Consider the following 23,958-nt stretch of genomic DNA (forward strand, 5'->3'; position numbering starts at 1 on the left):
CTCAGGTCAACGACGCTGGGGGACGAGGACGAGGATCGTTGCGTTCACGTCGGCGAGACGTACCGAATGGGGTTTTGCGATCCGAGCGGAAAGAGATGAGCGACGGACTTCCAGCGGTAGCGATCGCGAACGCCGGGGGCGGCGATGCGGCCGACGAACTCCCAACGGTCATGCGGCTCGTTCTGCCGGAGGTCGGCATACTGCGTCGACTCCGCGGGAAGCCAAGCAGCGATCGAGTAGACCTCGCGGATGACACCGCCGAACACTGCAGCCGCGAACTCCGCCCGCGCGGCGCGGTGCCGGTCGACGCGCCATGTGCCGCGAGTGGCGTCGTAGAGCGCCATCGCGTCGTCCTCTGCCGCGCGGTAACTCGCGTTGAGCTTGATCAGCATCATCTCGTGGTCAATCCGGACAAGGGGCGCCGCATCGAGCTCGGCATGCACCGTGTCGATGCTCTTCCGCCCGAACTGTCGAGCATGGCGCCCGATCTGCGCGTTGGTCAGGTTCTCGAAGCCCACGAGGTCGATCGCCGCCGCTTCCACCTTGAACGCAGTGACTTCGTCGAGGCCGAATGCGAGGATCTCGATCTTAGGCTCCTGGCCGCGCGAGCGAATCTCTGCGATGCGCTGCACCTTCTGCGTCTCGGCGGTGTCTTTCAGATGAGAGAACGCGCGGTTGCCGATCCCTTTGCCGATGTAGAACGGCTGGCCGTTGGCAGGGTCGGAGTACAGATAGACGTAGTAACCCAGGCGTTCGATCTCGGCGGGGCTGAATGCATGAATCGGCCGCACTTGCCCATCGTGCCTCGAACAGCGGCTTGGTTCTTGAGAAACGCCGGTCGAGCTGGCACGGGCGTGCCATGTCTGCCTGCCCGGCGGCCGCGGCTCAGACGTCCCGCAGGTAAGTGTTCAGCGCTCGCGCACGCTTCAGCGCCCCCGACGGCACCTTCAGCACGCCGATGCCCTGCTCATCACTGAGCAGCACCGCGTTGTGACCGAACGGCGTCGCGATGCAACTTCGGCCGGTGAAGCCCGGCCCGCACTGGTTCGCGTACGCGATCACCACGCCGTTGTCGAGCGCTCGGGCCGGCACCTGCAACGTGGAGATCTGTGTCGCCGAGTAGTGCCAGGCGTCGCCGAGCTCCTCGACGCCCTCCTCGACCGTCGGCACCGCCGTCGGCACGAGCAGGATGTCGGCGCCCGCGACCGAGAGCGAGCGCGCGAACTCCGGGAACTCCACGTCGTAGCAGATCCCCACGCCCCAGCTCGTGCCGCTCCACTCGACCGGCTGCCCATAGGCGGCGGCAGGCGTCATCCACTGCTGCTCGACACCGCCGAAGAGGTGGCGCTTGTGCACGCGCGTGAGCTCCTCACCCACGGGCGAGAAGAAGGATGCGGCGATGTGGTGCGCATCGCCGACCGTGTCGACCGACGACGCGACGAGCGCGACCGCGTGCGCGCGGGCGAGCGACGCGAGCGCATCACGGATCGCCGAGCCGTCGTGCTTCCAAGCACGGTCGGGCGCGTAGCCCGTCGCGAACAGCTCGGGGGTCACGACGACCTCGGCGCCCTGCTCCGCAGCGGATGCGAGGAGCCCGTCGAGCGTCGCCAGGTTCTGATCGACGTCATCGACGACGGCCGCGGCCTGGGCCACCGCGATGGCGTGCGTGCGGTCGTCGCTCATGCGTCACATCCTCGTCCACGATCGTGCGGTCGGCAATCGAGGCGAAGCCGATGTTGACGGGCGCGCCCGCGTTGCCCCAGTATTGCGCTAAACCAAAACCGATTGGGTTTAGCGCCATGATGGCGGCACCCTCCACCGCAGCACGGCAAAGGAGCCGAGGATGAGCCCCACTCCCTCGCATGACACCGACGGGGCGCGCGCAGCCGCGTTCGAGCGCGAGATGATCGCCGCCGGAACAGACCCGGCCGTCGCGGCCGAGCTGGAGCGCCGCATCCAGGTCGTGGAGCGCGACGAGCTGCACGACGCCTCGCGCCAGCCCTTCTCGGGCCGCGAGCTCATCGTCTACGTCGCGGTCTCCGTCGCCGCGGTGGTCGTGGGCATCGTGGTGGTGGCGCTGTGAGCGGCCAGCAGGCTGGCCAGCAGAGCGCCGCGCCCGACCCGAAGCTCGCGCGCGACCACGTCTTCGGCACCTTCCCGCTGCTGAAGAGCGAGCGCAGCTGGAGCGCGCTCGACTTCACCTGGGTCAACACCGCCCTCGCCATCGCGACCTGGGCCTTCCTCGTCGGCGGCTCCACGGCGCTGCTCGTCGGCTTCGAGGCGGGCGTCGCCGCGATGCTGATCGGCAACGCGATCGGCCTCTGCTTCATGGTGCTCGCCTCGGTCGTCGCCTCGCAGCGCTGGGGCTCGGAGCAGTACATGTTGCTGCGCGGCGCCTTCGGCGTCGTGGGCGTCGGGATCGTCGTCTTCACGGTCATCCTCATCACGGAGATGGGCTGGTCGTCGCTGCTCGCCGTCATGGCGGGCCGCGCGACGAGCCAGGTCGCCGCGACGGTCGCCGGCACCGACCTCGGCCAGTACGGGCCGGTCGTCACGATCGGCGGGCTCGTCGCGATCGTCGTCGCCTGGTGGGTGCTCTCCCGCGGGCCTGTCACGATCGGTCGCTTCAACAAGGTCATCGCACCGGGCCTCGCTGTCATCACCGTCGTCATGATGGTCTTCCTCATCGCCAACACCTCGTGGGATGCGCTCGTCTCCGCCTCCCCGATCGCACCCTTCGAGGACGAGACGCTCAACTTCATGGTGGCCGTCGAGTTCAACGTCGGCGTGGGCGTCTCCTGGTACCCGGTGATGGGCTCGCTCGCCCGCATGACGCGCAGCCGCAAGGCTGCCGTGTGGCCGGCATACGGCGGGCTGCTCATCGGCACGCTCATCGCTCAGGTGGTGGGCATGGCCGCAGCGCTCACGCTCGGCGACTCCGACCCGACGGTGTGGATGGTGCCGTTCGGCGGCGCGGTGCTCGGCGTGGCAGTGCTCGTCTTCATCGCCTTCGCGAACATCACGTCGATGTCGTCGATCGTCTACTCGACGATCCTCGCCATCCGGCAGTCGTCCGGCGGGCTGCTCGCCAAGGTGCCGTGGAAGGTGCTCACGGCGTCGTTCTTCGTCGTGCCGGCGATCATGACCTTCTTCCCGCAGTTCATGTACGAGCAGTTCATGGTGTTCGTCTCGGTCTCGGGCGCCTTCCTCACCGGCATCTGCGGCGTCGCGCTCGCCGACTACTTCGTGCTGCGGAAGCAGCGCATCGACCTGCGCGAGATGCACCTGGCGCAGCGCGGCACGATGTACGCCTACCCGGGCGGCATCAACTGGGCCGGCATCATCGCGCTCGCGCTCGGCGCCGCCTTCTACCTCTGGCTCTACAACCCGATCACGCTCGAGACGCAGCCGGCGTTCTCCGTGATCACCGCGAGCCTGCCCGCCGCGGTCGTCGCGGCGATCGCCTACCTGCTGCTCGCTCGCTTGCACTCCGGCAAGCGCATCCTCCGGAAGGCGCGCTGACATGACCACGACCCGCGCCGCCGTCTACGACGGCACCCCGACCCTCGACATCCGCGAGGTCACCCTCCGCGAACCGGGCCCCGGTGAGGTGCTCGTGCGCATCGGCGCATCGGGCGTCTGCGGCTCCGACCGGCACGTGCTCGACGGCGACTGGACGATGCCGCAGCCCACGATCATGGGCCACGAGGGCGCCGGCGTCGTCGAGGCGGTCGGCGAGGGCGTGCGCTCGCTGGAGCCCGGCGACCACGTGATCATGACGTGGTTCTACCCGTGCGGCGTCTGCACGAGCTGCCGCGAGGGCCGCACCTGGGTGTGCACCGGCTCGGGCTCCGAGGCGTGCGTGCTTCCGGATGGCTCGACCCCGATGACGCTCGACGGCGCGACCGCCTACCCCTACCTCGCGGTCGGCTCGATGAGCGAGCGCGTCGTCGTGGCTGAGCAGGCGGCGATCAAGGTGCCGGAGGAGCTGCCCTTCGACGTGGCGGCGCTCATCGGCTGCTCGATCGCGACCGGTGTGGGCGCCGTCGTCAACGACGCGCAGCTGAAGGCGGGCCGCTCGGCGCTCGTCATCGGCGCGGGCGGCGTGGGCATCAGCATCATCATGGGCCTCGCGCTCGCTGGCGCGAGCCCGATCATCGTGGCCGACGTGACGGATGCCTCGCTCGAGCTCGCGCGCGAGTTCGGTGCGACCCACACGGTGCAGTCGGATGCGTCGCTGCCGGACCGGGTGCGCGAGATCGTGCCCGAGGGTGTGGATGTCGCCTTCGAGGCGATCGGCCGCCCCGACACGATCGGCATCATGCCCGCGATGCTCAAGCGCGGCGGCTCGGCGGTGGTCGTGGGCCTGCCGCCGCAGGACCGCCCCGTCGCGATCGATGCGCTGGCGCTCGCCGAGGAGGGCAAGTCGCTGATCGGCTCGAACTACGGCTCGACCGTGCCGGCCCGCGACTTCCCGATGCTCGCGCGGCTCTACCTCGACGGCCGCTTGCCGATCGATCGGCTCATCACGAACCGCGTCTCGCTCGACGAGGTGAACGGCGCCTTCGAGCTCATGCGGTCGGGTGCCCGCGGACGAAGCGTCATCATGTTCTGACCCCTTCTCGCGCGACCAGACGGAGCCTCGTGGCCAGGCCGAAGCACAGCATCCTCTCTGCGGAGCTCATCGCGGGGGCTGCGCTTCGGCTGGTCGCGAAGCACGGCGACTTCACCATCCCGGGCATCGCCGCGGCGCTCGGCGTGCACCCCTCGTCGCTGTACCACCACCTGCCGGGCGGGCGGCTGGCGATCGTGCATCGCATGCGCGAGGAGCTCTACGCCGGCATCGACCTGGGGCCGGCGCTCGATGAGTCGACCGAGCCGCTCGAGCGACTGCGGCTCTGGATGCGGGCCTACCGCGCCGCGACCGCCCGCGTGCCCGCCGTCGTGCCGGTGCTCGTCGGCGCGCCCGTCGAGGATCGGCGGACCCTCGAGATCTACGAGGCGCTCTTCGCGATCCTGCGGGATGCCGGGGTGCCGGCCGAGCAGCGGGTCGCGTGCTCGGCGATGGTGGACGCGCTCGTGCTGGGCTCCGCGGTCGACGCCGGTTCGCCTGCCCCGCTGTGGCGCAGCGACGGGTACGACGGGCTGCCGGAGCTGCGGGCAGTGGCTGCGGCGAGCGACGACGCCGAGCGCGCGCCCGCAGGCTTCGCGCTCGGCGTCGAAGCGGTCGTCGCGGCGGTCTCGCGCCTCGCGGCAGCGGCGCCCGCGCGCTGACGCCGGGCGCTGCCCATCGACCAAGCCCGGTCGGCAGCGTCGATGCCCGCTGAGGGTCGCACGTGGCTCAGGCGTACTCGGGCCACGGCAGGTCGATCGGGGCGTCGAAGTCGGCGGGCAGCAGCGCCGGCATCGGCTCTGCCGCGGTGCGCTCGTCGAGCTCAGCCCTCGCCGCGGCCAGCTCAGCCGGCGACGTCAGCAGGCGCAGGAAGGTGCCGGCGATGGTCTTGCCCGCCGTCTCGATCGTCGGATCGATCGTCGCCGGGATCCCGCCCATGGCGTTCATCGTCCAGGCGGGATACGGGGTACCGGGCGTCGGCTTCAGCGCCGGGCGGGAGACGTAGAAGCGCACGGTCGGCGCGTAGTGCGTCATCTCGACGTAGTCGTCGCTCGTCCAGTTGCGTTGCCAGGCGGGCATCATCTCGCGCAGCTTCGCCTCGGCGTCCTGCGGGGTGATGAGCTGCTCGCACTCGTCGAGGAAGGGGCGCTCCATCGGCTCGATGCCGACGCTCTGCTGGATCTCCCGCGCGACCTGCACCGCATCCGCCCCATAGGACGGTGCTCCGACGGCGGAGAGCTCTTCGAAGAGCGCGGCGGAGAGCACGTGGTTCGTGCGCCCGGGACGCGAGCGCGCCACCCACGTCTCCTCGACCGTGCAGTGCGCCATCGTCGCGACGGCCGCGGCGTTCCGGTCGAGCGCCGCGAGGATGTGCTCGGCCATCGCGATGTCGGGCGTGCGCCACGAGAACTGGATGCGCGCCGACCGGGCCGGCAGGTTGTCCGCCGTCGCCTGGCCGTCGGTGAGGATCGCGTCGGTCAGCGACCAGCCGCCCGACGCCGGCAGGATGGCGTCCTGCATCGCCCTCGACGCCGAGTACATCTGCGCCAGCGCCAGGTTCGCACCCGGAGCGCGCGCCGCCGAGTGCGAGGCGGGGATGGGCGAGTCGCCGTGGCCCAGTTGCCAGGTCTCCGGCTCCTCGCAGAGGAACGTGTAGACCTTCGAGTAGTAGGCGCCGCACTGGGTGTCCCACCGGGCCGTGTTGCACAGCGGCAGCATGTAGAAGGGGTGGAACGAGACGATCGCATCGACGTCGTCGTAGTAGCCGCGCAGCCCGTGCACCACCTTCGAGCCGTGCATCTTCTCGGCCGGCTCGCCCGTGTAGCGCAGCGTGCCGGCGATGCCGTGCCGCTCCATCGCGTGCTTCGTCGCGAGCACGCCCGCGAGCGTCGAGATGCCGAGCGCCGAGTGCGGGTCGGTGTGGCCGCCCGAGAACCTGCTGGAGCCGTCGCGCGGCTGCTGGTGCGTGACGGGCGCCTGCGAGTTGCCGGGGACGGCGTCGTACTCGGCGTACGTCAGCAGCGTCGGACCGTCGCCGTTCGACCAGGTCGCCGAGAACGCGGTCGGCATGCCGGCCGACCCCTCCTCCACGTCGAAGCCGTGCTCGCGCAGCGTCGCGACGTACCAAGCGACCGAGCGGTACTCGCGCCAGGCGGGCTCGCCGTAGCCGAAGATCTCGCTGTGCCAGGCCGAGAGCTCGGCCATGTGGTCGTCGATCCAGGCGCGGGCGGTGGCCTTGGCGGCCTCCGAGAGCTCGGCGGATGCGGTGGGCGGCGTCGTCACGTCGGTCATGGTCATGCTCCGAAGATGCTCAGTGGGATGTGGAGGAGGCTGACGCCTGGCTCGGCGATCACGGCCGCGACCGCGCCGGGAACGGCGGATGCGTCGGCGACGCTCGTGCCGGACGCCCCGAAGGCGCGCGCGAGCTCCGGCCAGTCGGGCTGGTGCAGGCGCACGCCGATCGGGTCGATGCCGCGGTCGGCCTCGTTCTGCTCGATCTCGCCGTAGCCGCCGTTGTCGACGACGACCACCGCGATGTCGAGTCGCTGCTCGACCGCGGTCGCGAGCTCCTGCACGCTGAACATCAGCGCACCGTCGCCGGTGACGACGACCACGGGCGACGCGGGCGATGCGAGCTTCGAACCGATGGCGGCGGGCAGTCCGTAGCCGAGCGTCGCGTAGGCGGGCATGTAGGGCATCGAGGCGGGCGAGTCCTGGCGCACCGCGCTCGTCATGCCGTAGTAGGTGATCTGCGACGAGTCTCCGGTCACGACCGCGCCGGCGGGCACGCCGGCCGCGATCGCCTCAGCCGCCTCCATCTCGAGCGGGGCGAAGGCGCGTGCTGCCCCGACGAGGGAGGCGCGCACGGCCTCGAGGTCGCGCGGCTCCGCCGGGCCGCGGTGGAGCCGAGCCGCGAGCGCCTCGATGGCCGCCCGCGCGTCGCCCTGCAGCCGGATCGTCGACGCCAGGTTCTTGTCGAGCTGCGCGGCGTCGATGTCGATGCGGATCACGGCCCCGGGCGGCGCCAGCTCGTTGCCCCAGAGCTCAGCCTCGCCAAGCTTCGATCCGACGACGAGCAGCGCGTCCGACGCGTTGACGACCGCCGCGGCGGGCGCGAGGCGCAGCTCGCTGCCGAGCGACAGCGGATGCGACTCGGGCACCGCACCCTTGCCGTTGAGGGTCGTCAGCACGACGGCCCCGAGCCGCTCGGCGAGCTCGGTCAGGGCCGCCGTGGCGCGTACCGATCCTCCGCCGGCGACGATGACCGGGTGCATCGCGCCGTCGAGCGCCGCGGCCGCGGCGTCGAGCGCGGCAGCGTCGAGCTCTGTGGCCGCTGCGGTCGCGCGCGGCGCCAGCAGCGCATCGTCGATGGCGGTCTCGGTCTCGAGCACGTCGAGCGGCACCTCGATGTGCACCGGTCGCGGGCGACCGGTGCGGAACAGCGCGAACGCGTCGTGCACCGCCTCCACGGCCTCCTCGGCCGAGCGCACGCGCCGGCTCCACAGCAGGATCGCGGCGGCGGCCGCCGATTGGTCCTTCGTCTCGTGCAGCGCGCCGCGATCGGCGAACTCGTCACCGATGGCGACACCTGGCGACAGCACGATCATCGGCCGTGACTCCGCGAAGGCGGTGGCGCCGGCTGACAGCGCGTTGAGCAGTCCTGGACCGCTCGTGGTGATGACGACGCCGGGCATGACGTCGCCGGCGACCGAGCGGCGCTGCCCCCACGCATCCGCGGCATAGCCCGCTCCCTGCTCGTGACGCGTGGTCACGGCGCGGATGCCGAGCGCCGGCAGGTGTCGGTAGAGCTCGAGGTTGTGGGTGCCGGGGATGCCGAAGACAGTGTCGACGCCGTAGCCGGCGATGGTCCGCAGCACGGCCCACCCGGCGTTCCGCCGCTGCTCGGTCATCGGGCGGCCTCGAGCGTCGCGGCGGATGCGTCGACGCTCGTCGCGGGGGATGTCGCGGCATCAGCGCGGTGCGGATCAGCGCGGTGCGCCTCGACCCCGCCCACCCACGTGGCGAGCACGTCGATGTCGGCGATGTCCCGGACCGGCGTCTCCACCGGGTCTGCGGCGAGCACCGCGAAGTCGGCAGCCTTGCCCAGCTCGAGCGAGCCGAGGTCGCGCTCGCGACCGAGCGCTCGCGCAGCGTTGATCGTGTGGGCGCGCAGCGCCAGCTCGACGCCGATCGCGAGCTCGTCACCGCCCAGCTGCACGCCGCGTCGGGTGATGCGCGACGCGGCCGCCTGCACGGCCTCCAGCGGCTTCGGGTCCGCCACCGGTGCGTCCGACGAGATGACGAGCGGGATGCCCGCCCGCGCGAGCTCGCCGAGCGGGTTGAATCGCTCCCCTGGCGTGCCGATGGCGCGCGTCACCCCCTCGCCCCAGTTGAAGTGGTGCTGCGGTTGGTTGACCGGGATGATCCCCGCGGTCGCCATGCGCTGGATCTGCTCGGGCGTGGGCAGGCCGCAGTGCTCGATGCGGTGTCGCGCATCCGCGTCCGGCCGCTCCGCGAGCGCCGCCTCCAGGCCGGCGATCACCATCTCCAGCGCGTCTGGAGACTGCGAGTGGGTGGCTGTCTGCAAGCCGACGGCGTGGGCACGGGAGACGAGCGAGCGGTACTCCTCGGGCTGGTGGTACAGCTGCCCGGTGCGGCAGGGATCGTCGAGGTAGCCGTCGGGGAACCACGCGGTCTCTCCGCCCAACGTGCCATCGGCGTACAGCTTGATGCCCTGGATCGAGAGTCGCGCGTTGCCCAGCGGGCCGTGCAGTCCCAGCTCGAGCGCCGCCTCGAGCAAATGCGAGAGGAGGTAGCCGGAGACGCGCATCGTGAGCCCGCCGGCTTCGGCGAGCCGCAAGTAGGTGTCGAGCTCGCGCTTCGTGACCTGCGCATCACCGATCGCGGTGACGCCGCCAGCGAGGAACCGCGCCTGCGCACCCTCGAGCTGCCGCACGAGCTCGGCCGGCTCGTCGCCGAGGTGGAAGTTGGGTCCGTGGTGGCCGATCTTCACCCCGTGGAGCCCGGTGAGCACGTTGCACGCAGCGTCAGAGAGCTCGCCCGTGAGCTCCCCCTCGGCGTCGCGGAAGAACTCGCCGCCCTCGGGGTTCGGGGTGTCGCGCGTGACGCCGTTGCGCTCGAGCGTCCAGGAGTTCACCACACCGCCATGGCCGGAGGCGTTCATGAGGTACACCTCTCGGTCGGCAGCGACCTCGTCCAGCTCGAAGCGGGTCGGGTGCCGCAGCTCGGTGAGGTTGCGCTGCTCGTAGCCGTAGCCGCGCACCGGCGTGCCCGGAGGCAGCCGGTCTGCGGCGGCGCGCAGCAGCGCGACGATGCCGGGGATGTCGGATGCGGCCGCAGGGCCGCAGTCCACCCAGGTGCTCAGCTGGCCGAGCATGAGGGGATGCGCGTGCGCGTCGACGAAGCCGGGCACCACGGTGACGTCGCCGAGATCGATGCGCTCAGGCTGCGGGTGCTCGAGCGCGGCCCGCTCGACCTCTGCGGCGGCGCCGATCGCGGCGATGCGACCGTCGACGACCAGCATCGCCGTCGCGACATCGCTCTCCGCCATCGTGCGGATGCGCTGCGCGGTGATGAGCAGCGGGTGCTCGTTGTGAGCCTCAGGCGGTGGCAGCGTGCGCATCGACGGTCTTCCTGTGCGGGTCGTTCGGGGAGTTGACGGGAGTGGAGGGGCGGCCGGCGCGCAACCATGCGAGGACGTTCTCGGCCTGCAGCCGCACGTAGTCGGCCATCGCCGCATCCGATAGGAACGCCGTGTGCGGGGTGATGATGACCTTCGGATGCGTCACCAGCGGGTGACCGGCGGCTGGCGGCTCGGTCTCCAGGACGTCGAGCGCGGCACCCGCCAGGTGGCCGGAGTCGAGCGCGGCGACGAGCGCGTCGGCATCGACGAGGCCGCCGCGGCTCACGTTGACGACGGTCGCCCCGCGCGGCATCAGCGCGATGCGGTCGGCGTTCAGGTATCCGGCGGTCTCGCTGGTGAGCGGGAGGTGCAGCGAGAGCACGTCGGCAGCGGCGAGCACCGCATCGGCGCTCATCCGCTCGATGCCGGGCGTCTCACTCGCGAAGGGGTCGAAGCCGACGATGCGGCCGAACGTCGCCGACGCGCGCTCGGCGAGCGCGAGGCCGATGCGGCCGAGGCCGACGAGCCCGAGCGTCTGCTGGCTCAGCCGGCTCGGCGTGGGCGCGGCGTCGAGGTCCCAGCCGCCCGCGCGCACCGCGGCGGAGTGGGCGACGATGCCGCGAACGCTCGCGAGCGCGAGGCCGAGCGCGTGCGTGGCGACCTCCTCGGTCGCGGCGCCCAGGACGTTCGCGACCCAGATGCCGCGGTCCGTCGCCGCATCGATGTCGACCATGTCGAAGCCCATCGACGCAGTGGCGATGACGCCGAGCCTCGGCAGCCGATCGAGCAGGGCGGCATCCACCCTCGTGTACCCGATCAGCAACGCCTCGGCCTCGGCGGCCTCGCCGGCGATGGTGTCGGGGTCGTCGGCGCTCAGCCGCACGACGCGGCACCCGGCCGCTTCGAGGATCCGCACGCCCGCCTCGATGTCGAGCTCGTCGAGGTCGCGGCAGACCGCCACGACGCGATCGGCTGCGGATCCGACGGCGACGGGGGCCTCAGTGGACATGGCTGAGGAACCGCTTCGTCCGCTCGTGCTGCGGGTCGTCGAAGAACTGCTCCGGCGGAGCTTGCTCGACGATGACACCGCCGTCGAACAAGGTCACCTCGTCGGCCGCGCGGCGCGCGAACCGCACCTCGTGGGTGACGACGATCATCGTCATGCCGTCGCGGGCGAGCTGCTCCATCACCTCGAGCACCTCGCCGACCAGCTCGGGGTCGAGCGCGCTGGTGGGCTCGTCGAAGAGCATCACCTTGGGGTTCAGCACGAGCGCGCGAGCGATCGCGACGCGCTGCTGCTGGCCGCCCGAGAGCTGCGAGGGGTGGTGGTCGGCGCGGTCGGAGAGGCCGACCCGGTCGAGCATCGCGTGCGCCTGCTCGAGCGCATCGGCGCGGGCGGCCTTCTGCACGGCCGTGAGTGCGAGCGCAACGTTCTTGGCGGCAGTGAGGTGCGGGAAGAGGTTGAACTTCTGGAAGACCATGCCCACCTCGCGGCGCTGCACCGCCAGCTGCGCTTCTGGGAGAGCCCGGCCACGGGGATCCACGCCGATGCGCTGCCCCTCGAGCAGGATCTCGCCCTTGTCCGCAGGCTCCAGCAGTGCCATCAGTCGCAGCATCGTCGACTTGCCGGAGCCGGACGGGCCGAGCACGGCCTTCACCTGCCCCTGGCGCACCTTGAACTCGACGCCCTTGAGCACCTCGTTGCCGTGGTACGCCTTGTGCACGTCTCGCACCTCGAGGGTCGGGACATCCGTCACCAGCGCACCGGTGGGCGTGAGCGGAGGGGTGGACTGGTTCATCGTGCGGCTCCCACCAGCTTGAGCGTGCGGCGCTTCTTCGTCGGCAGCGATGACGCCCAGTGGAAGCGTCGCTCGATCTGCATCTGGATGAGCGTGATGATGCTCACGATCACGAGGTAGTAGATGATCGCCACGGCGTAGTACTCGGCGTAGCGGAAGGTGATGTTGACACCCACCTGCGCGGTGGTGAGGAGCTCGCGGAGCGAGATCACCGAGGCGAGCGACGAGTACTTGATGAGGCCGATGAACTCGTTCGTGGTCGGCGGCAGCGCGATCCGGACCGCCTGCGGCACGAGGATCTTCGACATCACGGTGCCGGGCTTCATGCCCAGCGCGCGGCCCGCGAGCCCTTGGCCCTCGTCGACGGACGAGAGCGCGGAGCGGATGATCTCGGCCATGAAGGCCGCCTCGACGAGGCCCAGGCCGATCGATGCGGCGATGAAGGGGTTGTAGCCCCAGTCGCGCAGACCCGGGATGAGCTGAGGCAGCGCGTTCCACATGATCAGGAGCACGAGCAGCGCGGGCAACGCCCGGAAGAACCACGTGTAGGTGAGCGCGAGCCACTGCGCGACCCGGTTCTTCGAGCCGCGACCGATGGCGACGATGAAGCCGATGACGGTCGCGATGATGAGCGAGACGATGGCGACGCCGAGCGAGAGCATCGCTCCCTGGAGGTAGACGGGGCTGATGAGCTGCCCGATGAAGATCTGGAGGTCGAATCCCACGAAGGGCTCCTCTCGCGCGCCCGGCGGTGCAGCCGCCGGGCGCGCTCAGTGGTGGAGTGGTCGGATCAGTAGACGTCGACGATGGTCGGGTCGAGGTTGTATCGCTCTGCGATCTCGGCGAGCGTGCCCGCGTCGTAGAGCTCGCGCAGGCCCTCGGCGACGGCAGCGCTCAGCTGGTCGCCCTTGCGGGTGAAGACGCCGAACGTCGTGTCGGTCGGGAAGACGTCGGCAGCGATGGCCAGGCGACCCTCGTTCTGCGTCTCCATGTACGCCGCCGCGACGTTGGTCTCGATGAGCGCATCGGCGAGGCCGTTGACGACGGCAAGGACGGTCTCCGCCGTCTTCGGGTAGCTCTGGATCGTCATCGGGTCGTCGGCGCACTCGCCTTCGTTGAGCGCCTGCAGGCTCGCCTCGTTCGAGCTCGCCGCCTGGGCTGCGACCGTCAACCCGCAGAGGTCGGCCTGCTCGGTGATCGAGTCGACGTTCTCGGGCGTCGTGAGGATCGCCGGACCAGCGTTCATCACCGGGGCGGCATCGGCGATCTGCAGACGCTCCTCGCTCATGTACAGCCCGCCGAAGATCATGTCGCACGTGCTCGACTGGAGACCGGGCATCAAGCCGTCGAAGCTGGTGACGACGAAGTTCGTCTCGACACCCCAGTGGTCCGCGAGCGCGGTGATGCTGTCGGCGTCGAAGCCGACGATCTCACCGTCGCTGCCGTTCTCGTAGTACTCCAGCGGCGGGTACTCGGGGTCGATGCACGCAGACAGCTGGCCCTCGTTGACGAGGCCCTCCGGGGCGCTGCTGGTCGCCTCACCGTCAGCGGGCGCCGACGGCGAGGAATCGGGCGAGCCGGCAGAGCAGCCAGCGAGCATGACGACCGCGGCTGCGGCAACGGCGAGGGCGCCGAGTCGATTGTTCATCTTCACTCCATCGGGAAGGGTCGGCGCCGGGTTGCCGCCGTCGACCCATGGTGCCGCGATCAATGCGGCCTGTCAAACAACTTTACGCACAGAGGTCATTTCATGCGCATTTCTGTTCCGTTACAGCCACACCGAATCCCTGCTTCGCTGTCATCGGCCCCGTAAACGGCACAACTGCATCTTGAGACAGCACAGTTCCTCTATGCTGTGGATATGGACGCACTCACCGAGGCAGCGGTCCAGCTGCTGCGCCGCGATGGGCGGCTGTCCTTCAGCGAGATCGCGCGCCAGCTGGAGACCACCCGCACCGCCGTCACCGCCCGGGTCGCTCCGATGCTCGATTCGGGAGCGCTCAGGATCCTCGCCGCAGTGCACCCACGGGTGCTCGGGCTGCACTCCCTCGCACATCTGTCGTTCCGAGTCGCCGGCTCGACCGCGGCACTCATCGAGCGCATGCGGCAGCTGGACTCCCCCGTGTTCATCTCCGAGACGGTGGGGCCGTTCGAGGTGGCGGCCGAGGTCCACACTCGAGACCGGCGCGAGCTGCAGACCGCCATGCGCACGCTGCGCGGCACCACCGGGGTGATCGACATGCAGCTGACGATCTACGAGCAGGTGCTCAACAGCTTCTTCCTCGGCGCCGAGCCCACGAACGAGCAGCACTTGGACACCGCTGATCTCGCACTCATCGCCGAGCTGCAGCGCGACGGCCGCCTCGGCTACGCAGAGCTCGCCGCCGCCAGCGGCCTCTCCATCACCGGCGCTCGCGGACGCGTGCAGCGCATGCTCGACCACGGCATCATGCGCATCGGTGCGGTCGGGCAGCGGTCCGACTCCTCACGCAACCTGGTGTTCGGCTTGGGCATCACCCTGCACGACGACGGCGACCGCGCCATCCAGATGATCTCGGCGCGACCGGGTCTCGAGTTCCTCGCGCGCACCTACGGCCGGTTCGACCTCGTCGCGACCGTCCCCTTCGCATCGTTCGACGACTTCCAGGCGCTGGTCGACGCGCTGCGCGAGCTCGATGGCGTGCGGGCCGTCGACACCTGGTTGCACGCCCGGATCCGCCAAGAGCGCTATCAGTTCGCGCAGCAGCTGCCCCTGCCAGAGCAGCCGCGCTGACCCTCCTCCTTCAGGCGTCGCGCGGGGCCATCGCGGAGAGCAGCTCGTAGACCGCGTGGCTGGCGGCGACGGCGGTGATCTGCGCGTGATCGTACGCCGGTGCGACCTCCACGACATCCGCGCCGACGATGTCGAGGTGCGCCATCGCCCGCAGGATGCGCAGCAGCTCTCGGCTGGTGAGCCCGCCGGCCTCGGGCGTGCCGGTGCCGGGCGCGTGCGCCGGGTCGAGCACGTCGATGTCGATGGAGATGTAGACCTTCGCGTCGCCGATGCGCTCGAGCAGCCGCTCGATCGCGCGCTCGACGCCCTGCTCCTCGATCTCGACCGTGGTGATCGGCACGAAGCCGAGGCGCTCGTCGTCGACGAGGTCCTGCTGGTCGTAGAGCGGCCCGCGGATGCCGACGTGGGCGCTCGCCGTGAGGTCGATCAGCCCCTCTTCGCTCGCCCGGCGGAAGGGGGTGCCGTGCGTGACGGGGGCGCCGAAGTAGGTGTCCCACGTGTCGAGGTGCGCGTCGAAGTGCACGACCGCGACCGGTCCGTGGATGGCGTGGGTCGCCCGCAGCAGCGGCAAGGCGATGGTGTGGTCGCCGCCGATCGTCACGAGCCGCGTGCCGTCGGCGGTGAGCATGCGGGCGTGCGCCTCGATGTCGGCGACCGCCTCGTCGATGGAGAACGGGTTGACCGCCATGTCGCCCGCGTCGACGACCTGCTGGGCGCCGAAGGGAGCGACCTGCTGTGCGGGGTTCCACGGGCGCAGCAGCCGGCTGATCTCGCGCACGTGGCTCGGCCCGAAGCGGGCACCCGGCCGGAAGCTGACGCCGCTGTCGAACGGCACCCCGACGATCGCGATGTCGGCGTGCTCCACCTCGTCGATGCGGGGCAGGCGAGCGAAGGTGGCGATGCCCGCGAAGCGCGGCACGCGGCTGGCGTCGACGGGTCCGATGGGGTCGTTCACGGCAGGCTCCTCAGTCGGTGACAGCACTGCACGACGCTACACCGGCACGCAGCGCCGCCCGGTGCGGCGCCGATCCCTCGCGTCTCGCGCAGCCGAGCTCAGCGCACAGGAGGCGGCCCCACCGACTCGCGCTCGATCAGATGCTGCTCGAGCACGCGCGTGACTGCAGGGCTGCGGTCGCCTCGGATCCGACGGATCAGGTGCCTTGCCGCCTCAGCGCCGATCTCGCGCATGGGCTGCGCCATCACCGTGATCCCCGGTGTCGCCACGCCCGTCCAGTCGGCGTCGTCGAAGGCGACGAGTGAGAGATCGTGCGGGATCCGCAACCCCAGCTCCCGAGCCGCGCGAAACACGCCGAGCGCGATCATGCTGTCGGAGGCGACGATCGCGGTCTTCCCGGTCGCGCCCTCGACGATGCGCCGCGTGAGCTGCTCCACGCCCTCGCTGCGCGCGTTGAGGTAGACATGCGCCGCGGGGTCGGCCACACCAGCCGCGGTGAGCGTGTCGACGAAGCCCTCGATGCGCTCGGCGACCGACGATGAAGACAGCTCCTCGATGCGTTCGAACGCCGTGGCATGCCCGAGCGTCGAGATGAACGCGATTCGGCGGTGCCCGGCGTCCACGAGCAACGAGGTGAGCTCGCGAGCGCCACTGCGGTTCGCAGCGATGACCGTGTCGGCGTCGATGCCTCGGGCGGCGCGGTCGAAGAGCACGAGCGGGCGCCCGGCATCCGTCACCGTCTCGAGGTTGTCGGTCGCGATCGATGACGCCGAGGCCACGAGCATCCCGTCGACGCGCTTGGCGAGCTGCACGCCGATGGCCTTCGCCTCGGTCTCGATGTCCTCGTCCGAGTTCGACAGGATCAGGTCGAAACCCGCCGCGTTCGCCACATCCGCGGCACCTCGCGTCGCCTGCGCGAAGAAGGGATTCTCGATGTCGCCGACGACGATGCCGAGCGTGTTCGAGCGCCCCGTGCTCATGGTGCGCGCGAGGGCATTGGGCCGATAGCCCAACCGATCGGCTGCCGCGAGCACCCGGTCGCGCACGGCATCGCTCACGGCGCCGTAGTCGCCCAGCGCCCGTGCCGCGGTGGCCTTCGCGACGCCAGCCTCGAGGGCGACGTCGCTGACGGTGACCTCACGCCGGCCGTGGGGTGTCGCTGCCGCTTCGCTCACCGATCCTCCGACCACTGTGTTGACGTCATGCCGTTCCGTAGCGTACTGTCCCAGAAAACGAGTTGAGACCGGTCTCAATCTACCGGGATGAGACCGGTCTCAGCAAGTCGCGTAGACGCCCGATGCAGCACCAACGGCGTTGCACCATCGAGAGGAACACCATGAAGTCCCGCATCACCGCTCGCCGCTCGGCGATCACCGCCGTGGCCGCCGCCGCCGCGCTGACGCTCGCAGCCTGCTCGGGGGGCGCACCGAGCGCATCCGAGTCCACCTCCGCCGCCGACGAGAACCCCTACGGCCTCATCACCCCTGGGCAGATCCGCGTGGCAAGCCTCGGCGACGCACGGCCCTACACGTTCACCGACGAGACCGGTGCCTTCACCGGTTTCGACGTCGAGCTCTTCACCGACGTCGCCGAGCGCATCGGCATCGAGGACGTCGTCTTCACGGGGCAGGACTTCTCAGGCCTGCTCGCCGCTGTCGCCAACGGCCAGTTCGACGTCGGCGTCGCCGCGATCGGCATCACCGAGGAGCGCGAGCAGACGGTCGACTTCTCGGACGGCTATCTCGCCGGCTACCTCACGGTGATGGCGACCGAGGAGGCTGGCATCGAAGAGGTGCCCGACCTCGCCGGCATGCGCCTCGGCGTGGTGCAGGGAACGCTGCAGGAGGCCTACGCGGTCGAGCACTTCACCGACACCGACCTCGTGCGCTTCCCCGACAACAACGCGGCGATCTCGTCCGTCAACAGCGGCGCGATCGACGCGCACTTCCTCGACTACGAGGCAGCGAAGGCGTACGCCGAGCAGTACGGGCTCGTGAACTCGATCGACATCCCCTCGTTCGACGCCCCGGCCGGGTTCGCGATCGCGAAGGACAAGCCTGAGTTCCAGGCCGCCCTCAACGAGGCGCTCGCCGCCGCGATGGAGGACGGCACGTGGAAGGAGCTCTACGAGGAGTGGTTCCCCGGATCACCCATGCCTGAGCAGTACCTCCCCTCCAGCGAGCAGACCGAGTAAACGACCATCGGTGTCCGGCACGGGGCGCACGCCCCGCGCCGGACACCTCAGAAGCAACGGAGCACATCATGGACTGGCTCGACAACCTCGTCAGAACCTTCCTCGACTTCGAGGCCATGTGGCAGGTCTTCCCCCAGCTGCTCGGCGTCGGACTCGTCAACACGATGGTCATCTCGATCGCCGCCACCATCATCGGCGTCATCCTCGGCATGATCGTCGCGATCATGGGCATCTCACCCTCGCGCTGGCTGCGAGTGCCCGCCCGCGTCTACACCGACATCTTCCGCGGCCTCCCCGCGATCCTCACCATCCTCCTCATCGGCCAGGGCTTCGCGCGGCTGAGCCAGGAGATCTTCGGCCCCTCGCCCTACCCCCTCGGCATCCTCGCCCTCAGCCTGATCGCGAGCGCCTACATCGGCGAGATCTTCCGCGCCGGCATCCAGAGCGTCGACCGCGGTCAGCTCGAGGCATGCCGTGCGCTCGGCATGAGCTACGGCAAGGCCATGCGCCTCGTCGTCGTACCGCAGGGCATCCGCCGTGTGCTTCCGGCGCTCGTGAACCAGTTCATCGCGATCGTCAAGGACTCGAGCCTGGTCTACTTCCTCGGCCTCCTGGTCTCGGAGCGCGAGCTGTTCCGCGTCGGACAGGACGCCGCGGTCCTCACCGGCAACCTCTCGCCGCTCGTGCTCGCGGGCGTCTTCTACCTCGTGATCACGGTGCCCCTGACCCACCTCGTGAACTTCTTCGACGACCGCTTCCGCACGGGCCGCCGCAAGCCGACGCCGCCGAAGAGCGGGCTCGACGAGGTCGAGAAGCTCACGCCGAACCCGGCACTCACCCTTGGGAGCAACACTTGACGTACACCACCCCCGTTCCCGTCACCGACGGGCACTTCTACACCGGCTCGAGCCTCGAGCTGCGCGATCTGACCATGGCCTACGGCGACATCGAGGTGCTCCGCGAGGTGAGCCTCAAGGTCGAGCCCGGCAAGACGACGTGCGTCATCGGCCCCTCGGGCTCCGGCAAGTCGACGCTGCTGCGTGGCGTGAACCGCCTGCACGAGCCGAAGTCGGGCGACGTGCTGCTCGCGGGTGAGAGCGTGCTGACGCAGAAGCCGGATGCGGTGCGCAAGCGCATCGGCCTGGTCTTCCAGCACTTCAACCTCTTCCCCGACCACACGGCGCTCGAGAACGTCGCGCTCGCGCTCCGCAACGTGAAGGGGATGTCGAAGGCCGAGTCGCGCCGCGTCGCGCAGGAGCGGCTCGACGAGGTCGGCCTCGCCGAGCGCGCCGACCACCGGCCGCGCGACCTCTCCGGCGGCCAGCAGCAGCGCGTGGCGATCGCTCGCGCGCTCGCCATGGAGCCGGAGGTCATGCTCTTCGACGAGGCGACGAGCGCGCTCGACCCGGAGCTCGTGAAGGGCGTGCTGAACCTCATGGCGCAGCTCGCGCAACGCGGCATGACCATGCTCGTCGTCACGCACGAGATGGGGTTCGCCCGCAAGGTCGCCGACCAGGTGGTCTTCATGGATGAGGGCCGCGTCGTCGAGGCCGGCGCGCCGAGCGACCTGTTCGAGCGACCCAAGAGCGAGCGCCTGCAGCGCTTCCTCTCCGAGGTGTTGTGATGACGGCGCCGCACGCGCCGATCCGAACGGCGATCATCGGTTACGGCACCTCAGGTCGCGTCTTCCACGCACCGTTCATCGCGGCGGATGCCGACTTCTCGCTCGACGCGATCGTCACCGCGAACGACGCTCGCCGTGCCGCGGTGTCTGCGCAGCATCCGAACGCGCGCATCCTCTCCTCCGCCGACGAGCTCTGGAGCGAGGCCGACGCTTTCGACCTCGTCGTGATCGGTTCGCCGAGCGGCACGCACGCTGCTCTCGCGGACGCCGCGCTCGAGGCCGGGCTCGACATCGTGGTGGACAAGCCCTTCGTGGCGACGGCAGATGAAGGACTCGCGTTGATCGCGAAGGCCCAGCGGCTCGGGCGGCGGCTCTCCGTCTTCCAGAACCGCCGCTGGGACGGCGACTTCCAGACGCTCCGTGCCCTGCTCGCCGACGATGCGCTCGGCGAGGTACGCCGCTTCGAATCGCGCTTCGAGTGGTGGCAGCCTGAGGCCAAGGCAGGGTGGAAGAGCGAGGCCTCGGCTGCGCAGGCCGGCGGCATCCTGTATGACCTGGGCACGCACCTCATCGACCAGGCGCTGCAGCTCTTCGGCCCGGTGGGCGCGGTGCACGCCGAGGTCTTCAGCCGACGCGCCGGAGCTGCAGCCGACGACGACGCGTTCCTGGCGCTGGAGCACGACGCAGGCGTCGTCTCGCACCTGTCGATGAACGCGGTCGCGCCGCTGTTCGGGCCGCGCTTCCACGTGCTCGGCGCTCGCGCTGCCTACACCTCGTGGGGGCTCGACGTGCAGGAGCCGTCGCTCATCGCCGGCGCGCAGCCGACCGACCCGGGTTTCGGAGAGACACCCGAGGAGCGCTGGGGCGTGCTCGGCACCGGCAGCGAGTCGCGCCGCGTGCCCACCGTCGCCGGCGACTACGGCCAGTTCTACCGCGAGCTCGCCGTCGCCATCCGCTCCGGCGGCCCGGTGCCGGTCGACCCGGCAGACGCCGTCGCCGCGCTCCGCATCATCGAGCAGGCGCACGCCGCCTCGCGCTGACCTCCACCTCACCTCTTTCTCCAGGAAGCGAACTCCCGCATGACCACACCCCAGCCCTCGCACGTCGTCGTCCTCGGTGGCGGCATCCTCGGCGTCTCGACTGCCGCGCACCTCGCACGCGCCGGCGTGCAGACCACGATCGTCACAGCCGGCGCGCTGGCCGATGGCGCATCCGGTCGCTCGATCGCCTGGCTCAACTCCTCCGGTGACCGTTCGGCCGCCTACCACTACCTGCGCCTCATCGCGCTCGACCGCTACCGCACCTGGAGCGAGCGCCACCCCGAGAGCCGCTCGTACCTGCGCTTCGACGGCGCGCTGAAGTGGGCGGCGCCCGGCGAGAGCTTCGCGCAGACCTTCGCCTTCGAGCGCGCTGGCGGCTATGACGCCGTCTGGGTCGACCGTGCAGACATCGCAACGGTCGCCCCGGATGTGAACCCGGATGCCGTCGCCGGCGAAGGCGCGATCTTCAACCCCGGTGAGGGCTGGGTGAGCCTGCCCGACCTCATCGCGGCGCTCGTCGACGAGGCCGTCGCGAACGGGACCCGCGTCATCGAGCACGCCGGTGACGCTCGGGTCGAGGTGCAGGACGGCGTCGCGGCCGGGGTGATCCTCGGTGACGGCACCGTGGTGGCCGCCGACCGCGTCGTGCTCGCCACCGGCGGTGCCGTGCCCGCGCACCTCGCCGCGCTGGGGGTGACCGTACCGGATGCGACCCCGACCGCATTCGTGCTGTTCACAGAGCCGGTCGATGTTGAGGTGAAGACGGTGCTGAACACGCCGCGCGTCGCGGTGCGCCCGACGCCCGACGGCCGCCTCGTGCTCGACGCGGACTGGGCCGAGCAGTCGGTGCGGGTGGCCGACGACGGGTCCGTCACGGTGCCGGATGCGTCGGTGCAGGGCCTGCTCGACGAGGCTTCCAAGGTGCTCGCGGGGAATCCGAAGCTGACCGCGCAGCGCGTCGGCGCGGGCCTGAAGCCGATTCCCGGCGACGGCGAACCGGTCGTGGGACGAGTGCCGTCGATCGAAGGGCTCTACACCGTCTTCACTCACTCCGGCGCGACACTGGGCCTGATCCTCGGCGAGCTGCTGGCTGAGGAGATCATCACCGCCACGGCGTCCCCCGTGCTCGAGGCATTCACCCTCGACCGGTTCCGCGACGACGCCGACGCCGACGCCGTCAGCACGGGAGCCTGGGAGCCGGTCAAGTAGGAGCAGCGGCGGTGCGCTGCCCTCTGCCCTAGAGCTCCGGCGAGGGCAGCGTCGCCCCGCACTCCCGGCACTCCGCAGCGGCCGGCACGACCATGAAGCAGCTGGTGCACGTCACCTCGCGCAGCGCCGGGGTCGCGGGCCGCGACGGCTCCCGCCGCTCGCGCACGCGGCCGGTGCTCCGAGAGCGGCCCCGGCTGAGGCGCTCGAGCACGAGCGGCGGCAAGGTCGCCGCTCCGCCGTCAGCCGGCATCTCGGCGCCCGCCCAGCGGTAGCACTCGAGGCGATCCTCGGCGGCGAGCCGCTCGCGCGTGCGCTCATCCGCATACGGGTCGGCGCTCACGTAGCCCTTGCCGATCGACTGATCCTCGGCGACGCAGAGCGACGCCAGTCGCGGCTCGGCGCGCTGCTCGGCGAGCGCGGCCACCTTGCCGAGCACCCGGCCGATCCACTCCTCCGCGGGCTGCCGCGTCGTGATGCCCGTGCTCGCCTGGATCCGCCGGCTCAGCTGCTCGTGCGTGATCCATGCGCCGTACTCGCGCGCAGTCTCAGCGAGCACGTCTCGAGCCGCGGGGGCCCACTGCCGGTCGGCGTCCGCGTGCGAGACGTAGTTGCCATTCGCCAGATCCGGCATCGCTCGGTTCCCTCCGTCGCCCAACCATCAACGGTATCGACAAGGAGCGGTGCGGCCGACCGCCAGATCAGCCGATGACGCCGTCGCCCTCGTAGGCGACGACCACCCGCGACTCCAGCAGCGGGATGATCTGCATCGTGCCGATCGACGCGAAGTGCGCGCTCTCGCGGTGCGCGGTGAACGCATCCGCATCGTCGTAGACCTCGACGATCGTGAACACGTGCGGGCGCTCCAGGTCGCGGGCGATCGTGTACGAGACGTTGCCGGCCTCCTGGCGGCTCTGGGCCGCGAGCGCGGGCAGCAGCTCTGCGACCTGCTCGGCGGTCTCGACCTTGGCGGTGTAGGTCGCGATGGCGACGAAGTGGTGACTCACGGTGTGTTCCTCTCAGTCATCCCAGATGTATCGCACCCAGCGCCAGCGCGGCCACGAGCACCCACGATGCGAGCGCCACGACCAGCGCCCGCCACCCGGTGCGCACGAGCGATCGGATGCGCACGGCGGCACCGAGGCCGAAGAGCGCGACGGCGAGGAGCGCGGTCTGCACCGCCGCTGCGGTCTCGAGCACCGCATCCGGCATCGTCGTGAACGAGCGCAGCAGCATCGCGGCGATGAAGCCGGCGACGAACAGCGGCACGATCGGCGGCCGGGCGACGCCGGGCGCGGGCTCGGAGCGGCGGCGCATCACCAGCGTGGTGACCGCGACCATCGGCGCCAGCATCACGACGCGCGTCAGCTTCACGACGACGGCCACCGCGAGCGCCGCCGAGCCCGCGATCTGCGCGGTGGCGACGACCTGCCCCACGTCGTGCACGCTCGCGCCCACCCAGTGCCCGAACTGCACGGCGCTGAGGCCGAGCGGATGCCAGAGCAGCGGCAGCACGGCGATCGCGAGCGTGCCGCAGAGCGTGACGAGCGCGACGGGTGTCGCGGCCTCCTCGTCGTCGGAGCCGGTCGCGGCGCTCATCGCGCCGATCGCCGAGGCGCCGCAGATCGAGAAGCCCGCGGCGATCAGCAGCGGCTGGTGCCCCGGCAGCCGCAGCGCCCGCCCGAGCCCGAGCGTCACGACGAAGGTGACGAGCAGCACGCCGATGACGGCGACGATCGCCACCCAGCCGAGCGCGGCGATGTCGATGAGGCTCAGCTGCAGGCCGAGCAGCACGATGCCGAGGCGCATGCAGCGCTTGGCGGCGACGCTGAGCCCGGGCTTCAGCCGGCCGGCGAGCGCCGGCTGGGCTGCGGGGATCTGCGCCACCGCGATGCCGAGCACCACCGCGGCCGTCAGCAGCGGCACGGCGGGCAGCGCCGCGTGCACGCCCCACGCGACGAGCGCGGCGGCTGCCGCGACGAGCAGGCCCGGCCCGATGCGGCGCAGGCCCGGTGCGATGCGGCGCAGACCCGACGCGCTGCTGATGCTGCTCATGGACCCATCCTCCTCGTCTGCGGGCGGCATCCGCACGGCGTCGCATCGGCGGCCGC

At 70.6% G+C, this 23,958-nt stretch carries 24 protein-coding genes; 10 read left to right on the forward strand and 14 right to left on the reverse strand.

The window, feature by feature from the left end; translation table 11 throughout:
• Positions 1 to 44: 44 nt before the first annotated feature.
• Together AA0Z99_RS10635 and AA0Z99_RS10640 are read right to left on the reverse strand one after the other, a co-directional pair.
• On the reverse strand, positions 45 to 791 hold the full coding sequence (locus tag AA0Z99_RS10635) for an LEM-3-like GIY-YIG domain-containing protein (RefSeq protein ID WP_413317158.1): 747 nt from the start codon (positions 789 to 791) through the stop codon (positions 45 to 47).
• Between the two features lie 94 nt (positions 792 to 885).
• The gene (locus tag AA0Z99_RS10640; protein WP_413317160.1) at positions 886 to 1,683 is read right to left on the reverse strand and encodes a nitrilase-related carbon-nitrogen hydrolase; all 798 of its coding nucleotides are present in this window, start codon (positions 1,681 to 1,683) and stop codon (positions 886 to 888) included.
• A gap of 160 nt (positions 1,684 to 1,843) precedes the next feature.
• On the opposite strand from AA0Z99_RS10640, the gene AA0Z99_RS10645 reads away from it, so the two are divergent.
• Genes AA0Z99_RS10645 through AA0Z99_RS10660 form a run of 4 tightly spaced genes read left to right on the forward strand, consistent with a single transcriptional unit; the run spans position 1,844 to position 5,274 of the window.
• Positions 1,844 to 2,083 carry a hypothetical protein gene (locus AA0Z99_RS10645; RefSeq protein ID WP_413317161.1) on the forward strand — a complete coding sequence of 80 codons (240 nt, stop codon included), beginning with the start codon at positions 1,844 to 1,846 and terminating at the stop codon, positions 2,081 to 2,083.
• Positions 2,080 to 3,522 carry a purine-cytosine permease family protein gene (locus AA0Z99_RS10650; protein WP_413317163.1) on the forward strand — a complete coding sequence of 481 codons (1,443 nt, stop codon included), beginning with the start codon at positions 2,080 to 2,082 and terminating at the stop codon, positions 3,520 to 3,522. Before AA0Z99_RS10645 ends, AA0Z99_RS10650 begins: the two co-directional genes overlap by 4 nt.
• Before the next feature lies 1 nt (position 3,523).
• Positions 3,524 to 4,615 (forward strand): alcohol dehydrogenase catalytic domain-containing protein, encoded by a 1,092-nt coding sequence (locus AA0Z99_RS10655; protein ID WP_413317165.1) that lies wholly within the window; start codon positions 3,524 to 3,526, stop codon positions 4,613 to 4,615.
• Between the two features lie 29 nt (positions 4,616 to 4,644).
• Positions 4,645 to 5,274, forward strand: coding sequence for a TetR/AcrR family transcriptional regulator (locus AA0Z99_RS10660; RefSeq protein ID WP_413317167.1), 630 nt, complete (start codon positions 4,645 to 4,647; stop codon positions 5,272 to 5,274).
• 67 nt (positions 5,275 to 5,341) lie between these two features.
• Here AA0Z99_RS10660 and AA0Z99_RS10665 read toward each other — a convergent pair whose 3' ends face one another.
• The 7 genes from AA0Z99_RS10665 to AA0Z99_RS10695 all read right to left on the reverse strand — a co-directional run bounded on the left by AA0Z99_RS10665 (position 5,342) and on the right by AA0Z99_RS10695 (position 13,703).
• Positions 5,342 to 6,910 (reverse strand): amidohydrolase, encoded by a 1,569-nt coding sequence (locus AA0Z99_RS10665; protein ID WP_413317169.1) that lies wholly within the window; start codon positions 6,908 to 6,910, stop codon positions 5,342 to 5,344.
• Positions 6,907 to 8,523, reverse strand: a complete 1,617-nt coding sequence (locus tag AA0Z99_RS10670; protein ID WP_413317171.1) for a thiamine pyrophosphate-dependent enzyme — start codon at positions 8,521 to 8,523, stop codon at positions 6,907 to 6,909. The genes AA0Z99_RS10665 and AA0Z99_RS10670 overlap by 4 nt, the downstream gene beginning before the upstream one ends.
• Positions 8,520 to 10,256, reverse strand: a complete 1,737-nt coding sequence (locus tag AA0Z99_RS10675; protein ID WP_413317173.1) for an amidohydrolase — start codon at positions 10,254 to 10,256, stop codon at positions 8,520 to 8,522. Before AA0Z99_RS10675 ends, AA0Z99_RS10670 begins: the two co-directional genes overlap by 4 nt.
• Positions 10,234 to 11,265, reverse strand: coding sequence for a C-terminal binding protein (locus AA0Z99_RS10680; RefSeq protein WP_413317176.1), 1,032 nt, complete (start codon positions 11,263 to 11,265; stop codon positions 10,234 to 10,236). Before AA0Z99_RS10680 ends, AA0Z99_RS10675 begins: the two co-directional genes overlap by 23 nt.
• Positions 11,255 to 12,055 (reverse strand): amino acid ABC transporter ATP-binding protein, encoded by an 801-nt coding sequence (locus tag AA0Z99_RS10685; protein ID WP_413317178.1) that lies wholly within the window; start codon positions 12,053 to 12,055, stop codon positions 11,255 to 11,257. Before AA0Z99_RS10685 ends, AA0Z99_RS10680 begins: the two co-directional genes overlap by 11 nt.
• A complete protein-coding gene (locus tag AA0Z99_RS10690) occupies positions 12,052 to 12,780 on the reverse strand; it encodes an amino acid ABC transporter permease (RefSeq protein ID WP_413317180.1) in 729 nt (242 codons plus the stop codon). The genes AA0Z99_RS10685 and AA0Z99_RS10690 overlap by 4 nt, the downstream gene beginning before the upstream one ends.
• Positions 12,781 to 12,845: 65 nt before the next feature.
• Positions 12,846 to 13,703: an ABC transporter substrate-binding protein gene (locus AA0Z99_RS10695; RefSeq protein WP_413317182.1), complete on the reverse strand. Its 858-nt coding sequence runs from the start codon at positions 13,701 to 13,703 to the stop codon at positions 12,846 to 12,848.
• 213 nt (positions 13,704 to 13,916) lie between these two features.
• Between AA0Z99_RS10695 and AA0Z99_RS10700 the strand changes: the two genes are divergently transcribed.
• The gene (locus AA0Z99_RS10700) at positions 13,917 to 14,828 is read left to right on the forward strand and encodes an Lrp/AsnC family transcriptional regulator (protein WP_413317184.1); all 912 of its coding nucleotides are present in this window, start codon (positions 13,917 to 13,919) and stop codon (positions 14,826 to 14,828) included.
• Between the two features lie 10 nt (positions 14,829 to 14,838).
• Here the strand turns inward: AA0Z99_RS10700 and speB are convergent, their stop codons facing one another.
• Both speB and AA0Z99_RS10710 read right to left on the reverse strand, forming a co-directional pair.
• Positions 14,839 to 15,783, reverse strand: coding sequence for an agmatinase (speB, locus tag AA0Z99_RS10705; protein ID WP_413317186.1), 945 nt, complete (start codon positions 15,781 to 15,783; stop codon positions 14,839 to 14,841).
• A gap of 98 nt (positions 15,784 to 15,881) precedes the next feature.
• Positions 15,882 to 16,958, reverse strand: a complete 1,077-nt coding sequence (locus tag AA0Z99_RS10710; protein ID WP_413317188.1) for a LacI family DNA-binding transcriptional regulator — start codon at positions 16,956 to 16,958, stop codon at positions 15,882 to 15,884.
• Positions 16,959 to 17,119: 161 nt separating this feature from the next.
• Here AA0Z99_RS10710 and AA0Z99_RS10715 point away from each other — a divergent pair, with 161 nt between their 5' ends.
• From AA0Z99_RS10715 to AA0Z99_RS10735, 5 genes are all read left to right on the forward strand, one after another.
• Positions 17,120 to 17,977, forward strand: coding sequence for an ABC transporter substrate-binding protein (locus AA0Z99_RS10715; protein WP_413317190.1), 858 nt, complete (start codon positions 17,120 to 17,122; stop codon positions 17,975 to 17,977).
• 68 nt (positions 17,978 to 18,045) lie between these two features.
• Positions 18,046 to 18,834: an amino acid ABC transporter permease gene (locus AA0Z99_RS10720; RefSeq protein ID WP_413317192.1), complete on the forward strand. Its 789-nt coding sequence runs from the start codon at positions 18,046 to 18,048 to the stop codon at positions 18,832 to 18,834.
• Positions 18,831 to 19,601, forward strand: coding sequence for an amino acid ABC transporter ATP-binding protein (locus tag AA0Z99_RS10725; RefSeq protein WP_413317194.1), 771 nt, complete (start codon positions 18,831 to 18,833; stop codon positions 19,599 to 19,601). Before AA0Z99_RS10720 ends, AA0Z99_RS10725 begins: the two co-directional genes overlap by 4 nt.
• Positions 19,601 to 20,641, forward strand: coding sequence for a Gfo/Idh/MocA family oxidoreductase (locus AA0Z99_RS10730; RefSeq protein WP_413317196.1), 1,041 nt, complete (start codon positions 19,601 to 19,603; stop codon positions 20,639 to 20,641). Before AA0Z99_RS10725 ends, AA0Z99_RS10730 begins: the two co-directional genes overlap by 1 nt.
• 39 nt (positions 20,642 to 20,680) lie before the next feature.
• A complete protein-coding gene (locus AA0Z99_RS10735) occupies positions 20,681 to 21,850 on the forward strand; it encodes an NAD(P)/FAD-dependent oxidoreductase (protein ID WP_413317198.1) in 1,170 nt (389 codons plus the stop codon).
• A gap of 28 nt (positions 21,851 to 21,878) precedes the next feature.
• Here AA0Z99_RS10735 and AA0Z99_RS10740 read toward each other — a convergent pair whose 3' ends face one another.
• The 3 genes from AA0Z99_RS10740 to AA0Z99_RS10750 form a co-directional block, all read right to left on the reverse strand.
• Positions 21,879 to 22,481: a hypothetical protein gene (locus AA0Z99_RS10740; protein ID WP_413317200.1), complete on the reverse strand. Its 603-nt coding sequence runs from the start codon at positions 22,479 to 22,481 to the stop codon at positions 21,879 to 21,881.
• A 67-nt stretch (positions 22,482 to 22,548) separates the two neighbouring features.
• Positions 22,549 to 22,854 (reverse strand): putative quinol monooxygenase, encoded by a 306-nt coding sequence (locus AA0Z99_RS10745; RefSeq protein ID WP_413317202.1) that lies wholly within the window; start codon positions 22,852 to 22,854, stop codon positions 22,549 to 22,551.
• A 16-nt stretch (positions 22,855 to 22,870) separates the two neighbouring features.
• Positions 22,871 to 23,902: a YeiH family protein gene (locus AA0Z99_RS10750; protein WP_413317203.1), complete on the reverse strand. Its 1,032-nt coding sequence runs from the start codon at positions 23,900 to 23,902 to the stop codon at positions 22,871 to 22,873.
• Positions 23,903 to 23,958 lie beyond the last annotated feature (56 nt).

It is taken from the genome of Agrococcus phoenicis, assembly GCF_047302415.1.
In the GTDB taxonomy this organism is placed as follows: Bacteria; Actinomycetota; Actinomycetes; order Actinomycetales; family Microbacteriaceae; genus Agrococcus.

Coding starts and splice junctions, on each gene's coding strand:
- AA0Z99_RS10640 (WP_413317160.1), bottom strand. CDS start 1,683: ATGAGCGACGACCGCACGCACGCCATCGCGGTGGCCCAGGCCGCGGCC.
- AA0Z99_RS10645 (WP_413317161.1), top strand. CDS start 1,844: ATGAGCCCCACTCCCTCGCATGACACCGACGGGGCGCGCGCAGCCGCG.
- AA0Z99_RS10655 (WP_413317165.1), top strand. CDS start 3,524: ATGACCACGACCCGCGCCGCCGTCTACGACGGCACCCCGACCCTCGAC.
- AA0Z99_RS10665 (WP_413317169.1), bottom strand. CDS start 6,910: ATGACCATGACCGACGTGACGACGCCGCCCACCGCATCCGCCGAGCTC.
- AA0Z99_RS10670 (WP_413317171.1), bottom strand. CDS start 8,523: ATGACCGAGCAGCGGCGGAACGCCGGGTGGGCCGTGCTGCGGACCATC.
- AA0Z99_RS10675 (WP_413317173.1), bottom strand. CDS start 10,256: ATGCGCACGCTGCCACCGCCTGAGGCTCACAACGAGCACCCGCTGCTC.
- AA0Z99_RS10680 (WP_413317176.1), bottom strand. CDS start 11,265: ATGTCCACTGAGGCCCCCGTCGCCGTCGGATCCGCAGCCGATCGCGTC.
- AA0Z99_RS10685 (WP_413317178.1), bottom strand. CDS start 12,055: ATGAACCAGTCCACCCCTCCGCTCACGCCCACCGGTGCGCTGGTGACG.
- AA0Z99_RS10695 (WP_413317182.1), bottom strand. CDS start 13,703: ATGAACAATCGACTCGGCGCCCTCGCCGTTGCCGCAGCCGCGGTCGTC.
- AA0Z99_RS10700 (WP_413317184.1), top strand. CDS start 13,917: ATGGACGCACTCACCGAGGCAGCGGTCCAGCTGCTGCGCCGCGATGGG.
- AA0Z99_RS10715 (WP_413317190.1), top strand. CDS start 17,120: ATGAAGTCCCGCATCACCGCTCGCCGCTCGGCGATCACCGCCGTGGCC.
- AA0Z99_RS10720 (WP_413317192.1), top strand. CDS start 18,046: ATGGACTGGCTCGACAACCTCGTCAGAACCTTCCTCGACTTCGAGGCC.
- AA0Z99_RS10730 (WP_413317196.1), top strand. CDS start 19,601: ATGACGGCGCCGCACGCGCCGATCCGAACGGCGATCATCGGTTACGGC.
- AA0Z99_RS10735 (WP_413317198.1), top strand. CDS start 20,681: ATGACCACACCCCAGCCCTCGCACGTCGTCGTCCTCGGTGGCGGCATC.
- AA0Z99_RS10740 (WP_413317200.1), bottom strand. CDS start 22,481: ATGCCGGATCTGGCGAATGGCAACTACGTCTCGCACGCGGACGCCGAC.
- AA0Z99_RS10750 (WP_413317203.1), bottom strand. CDS start 23,902: ATGAGCAGCATCAGCAGCGCGTCGGGTCTGCGCCGCATCGCACCGGGC.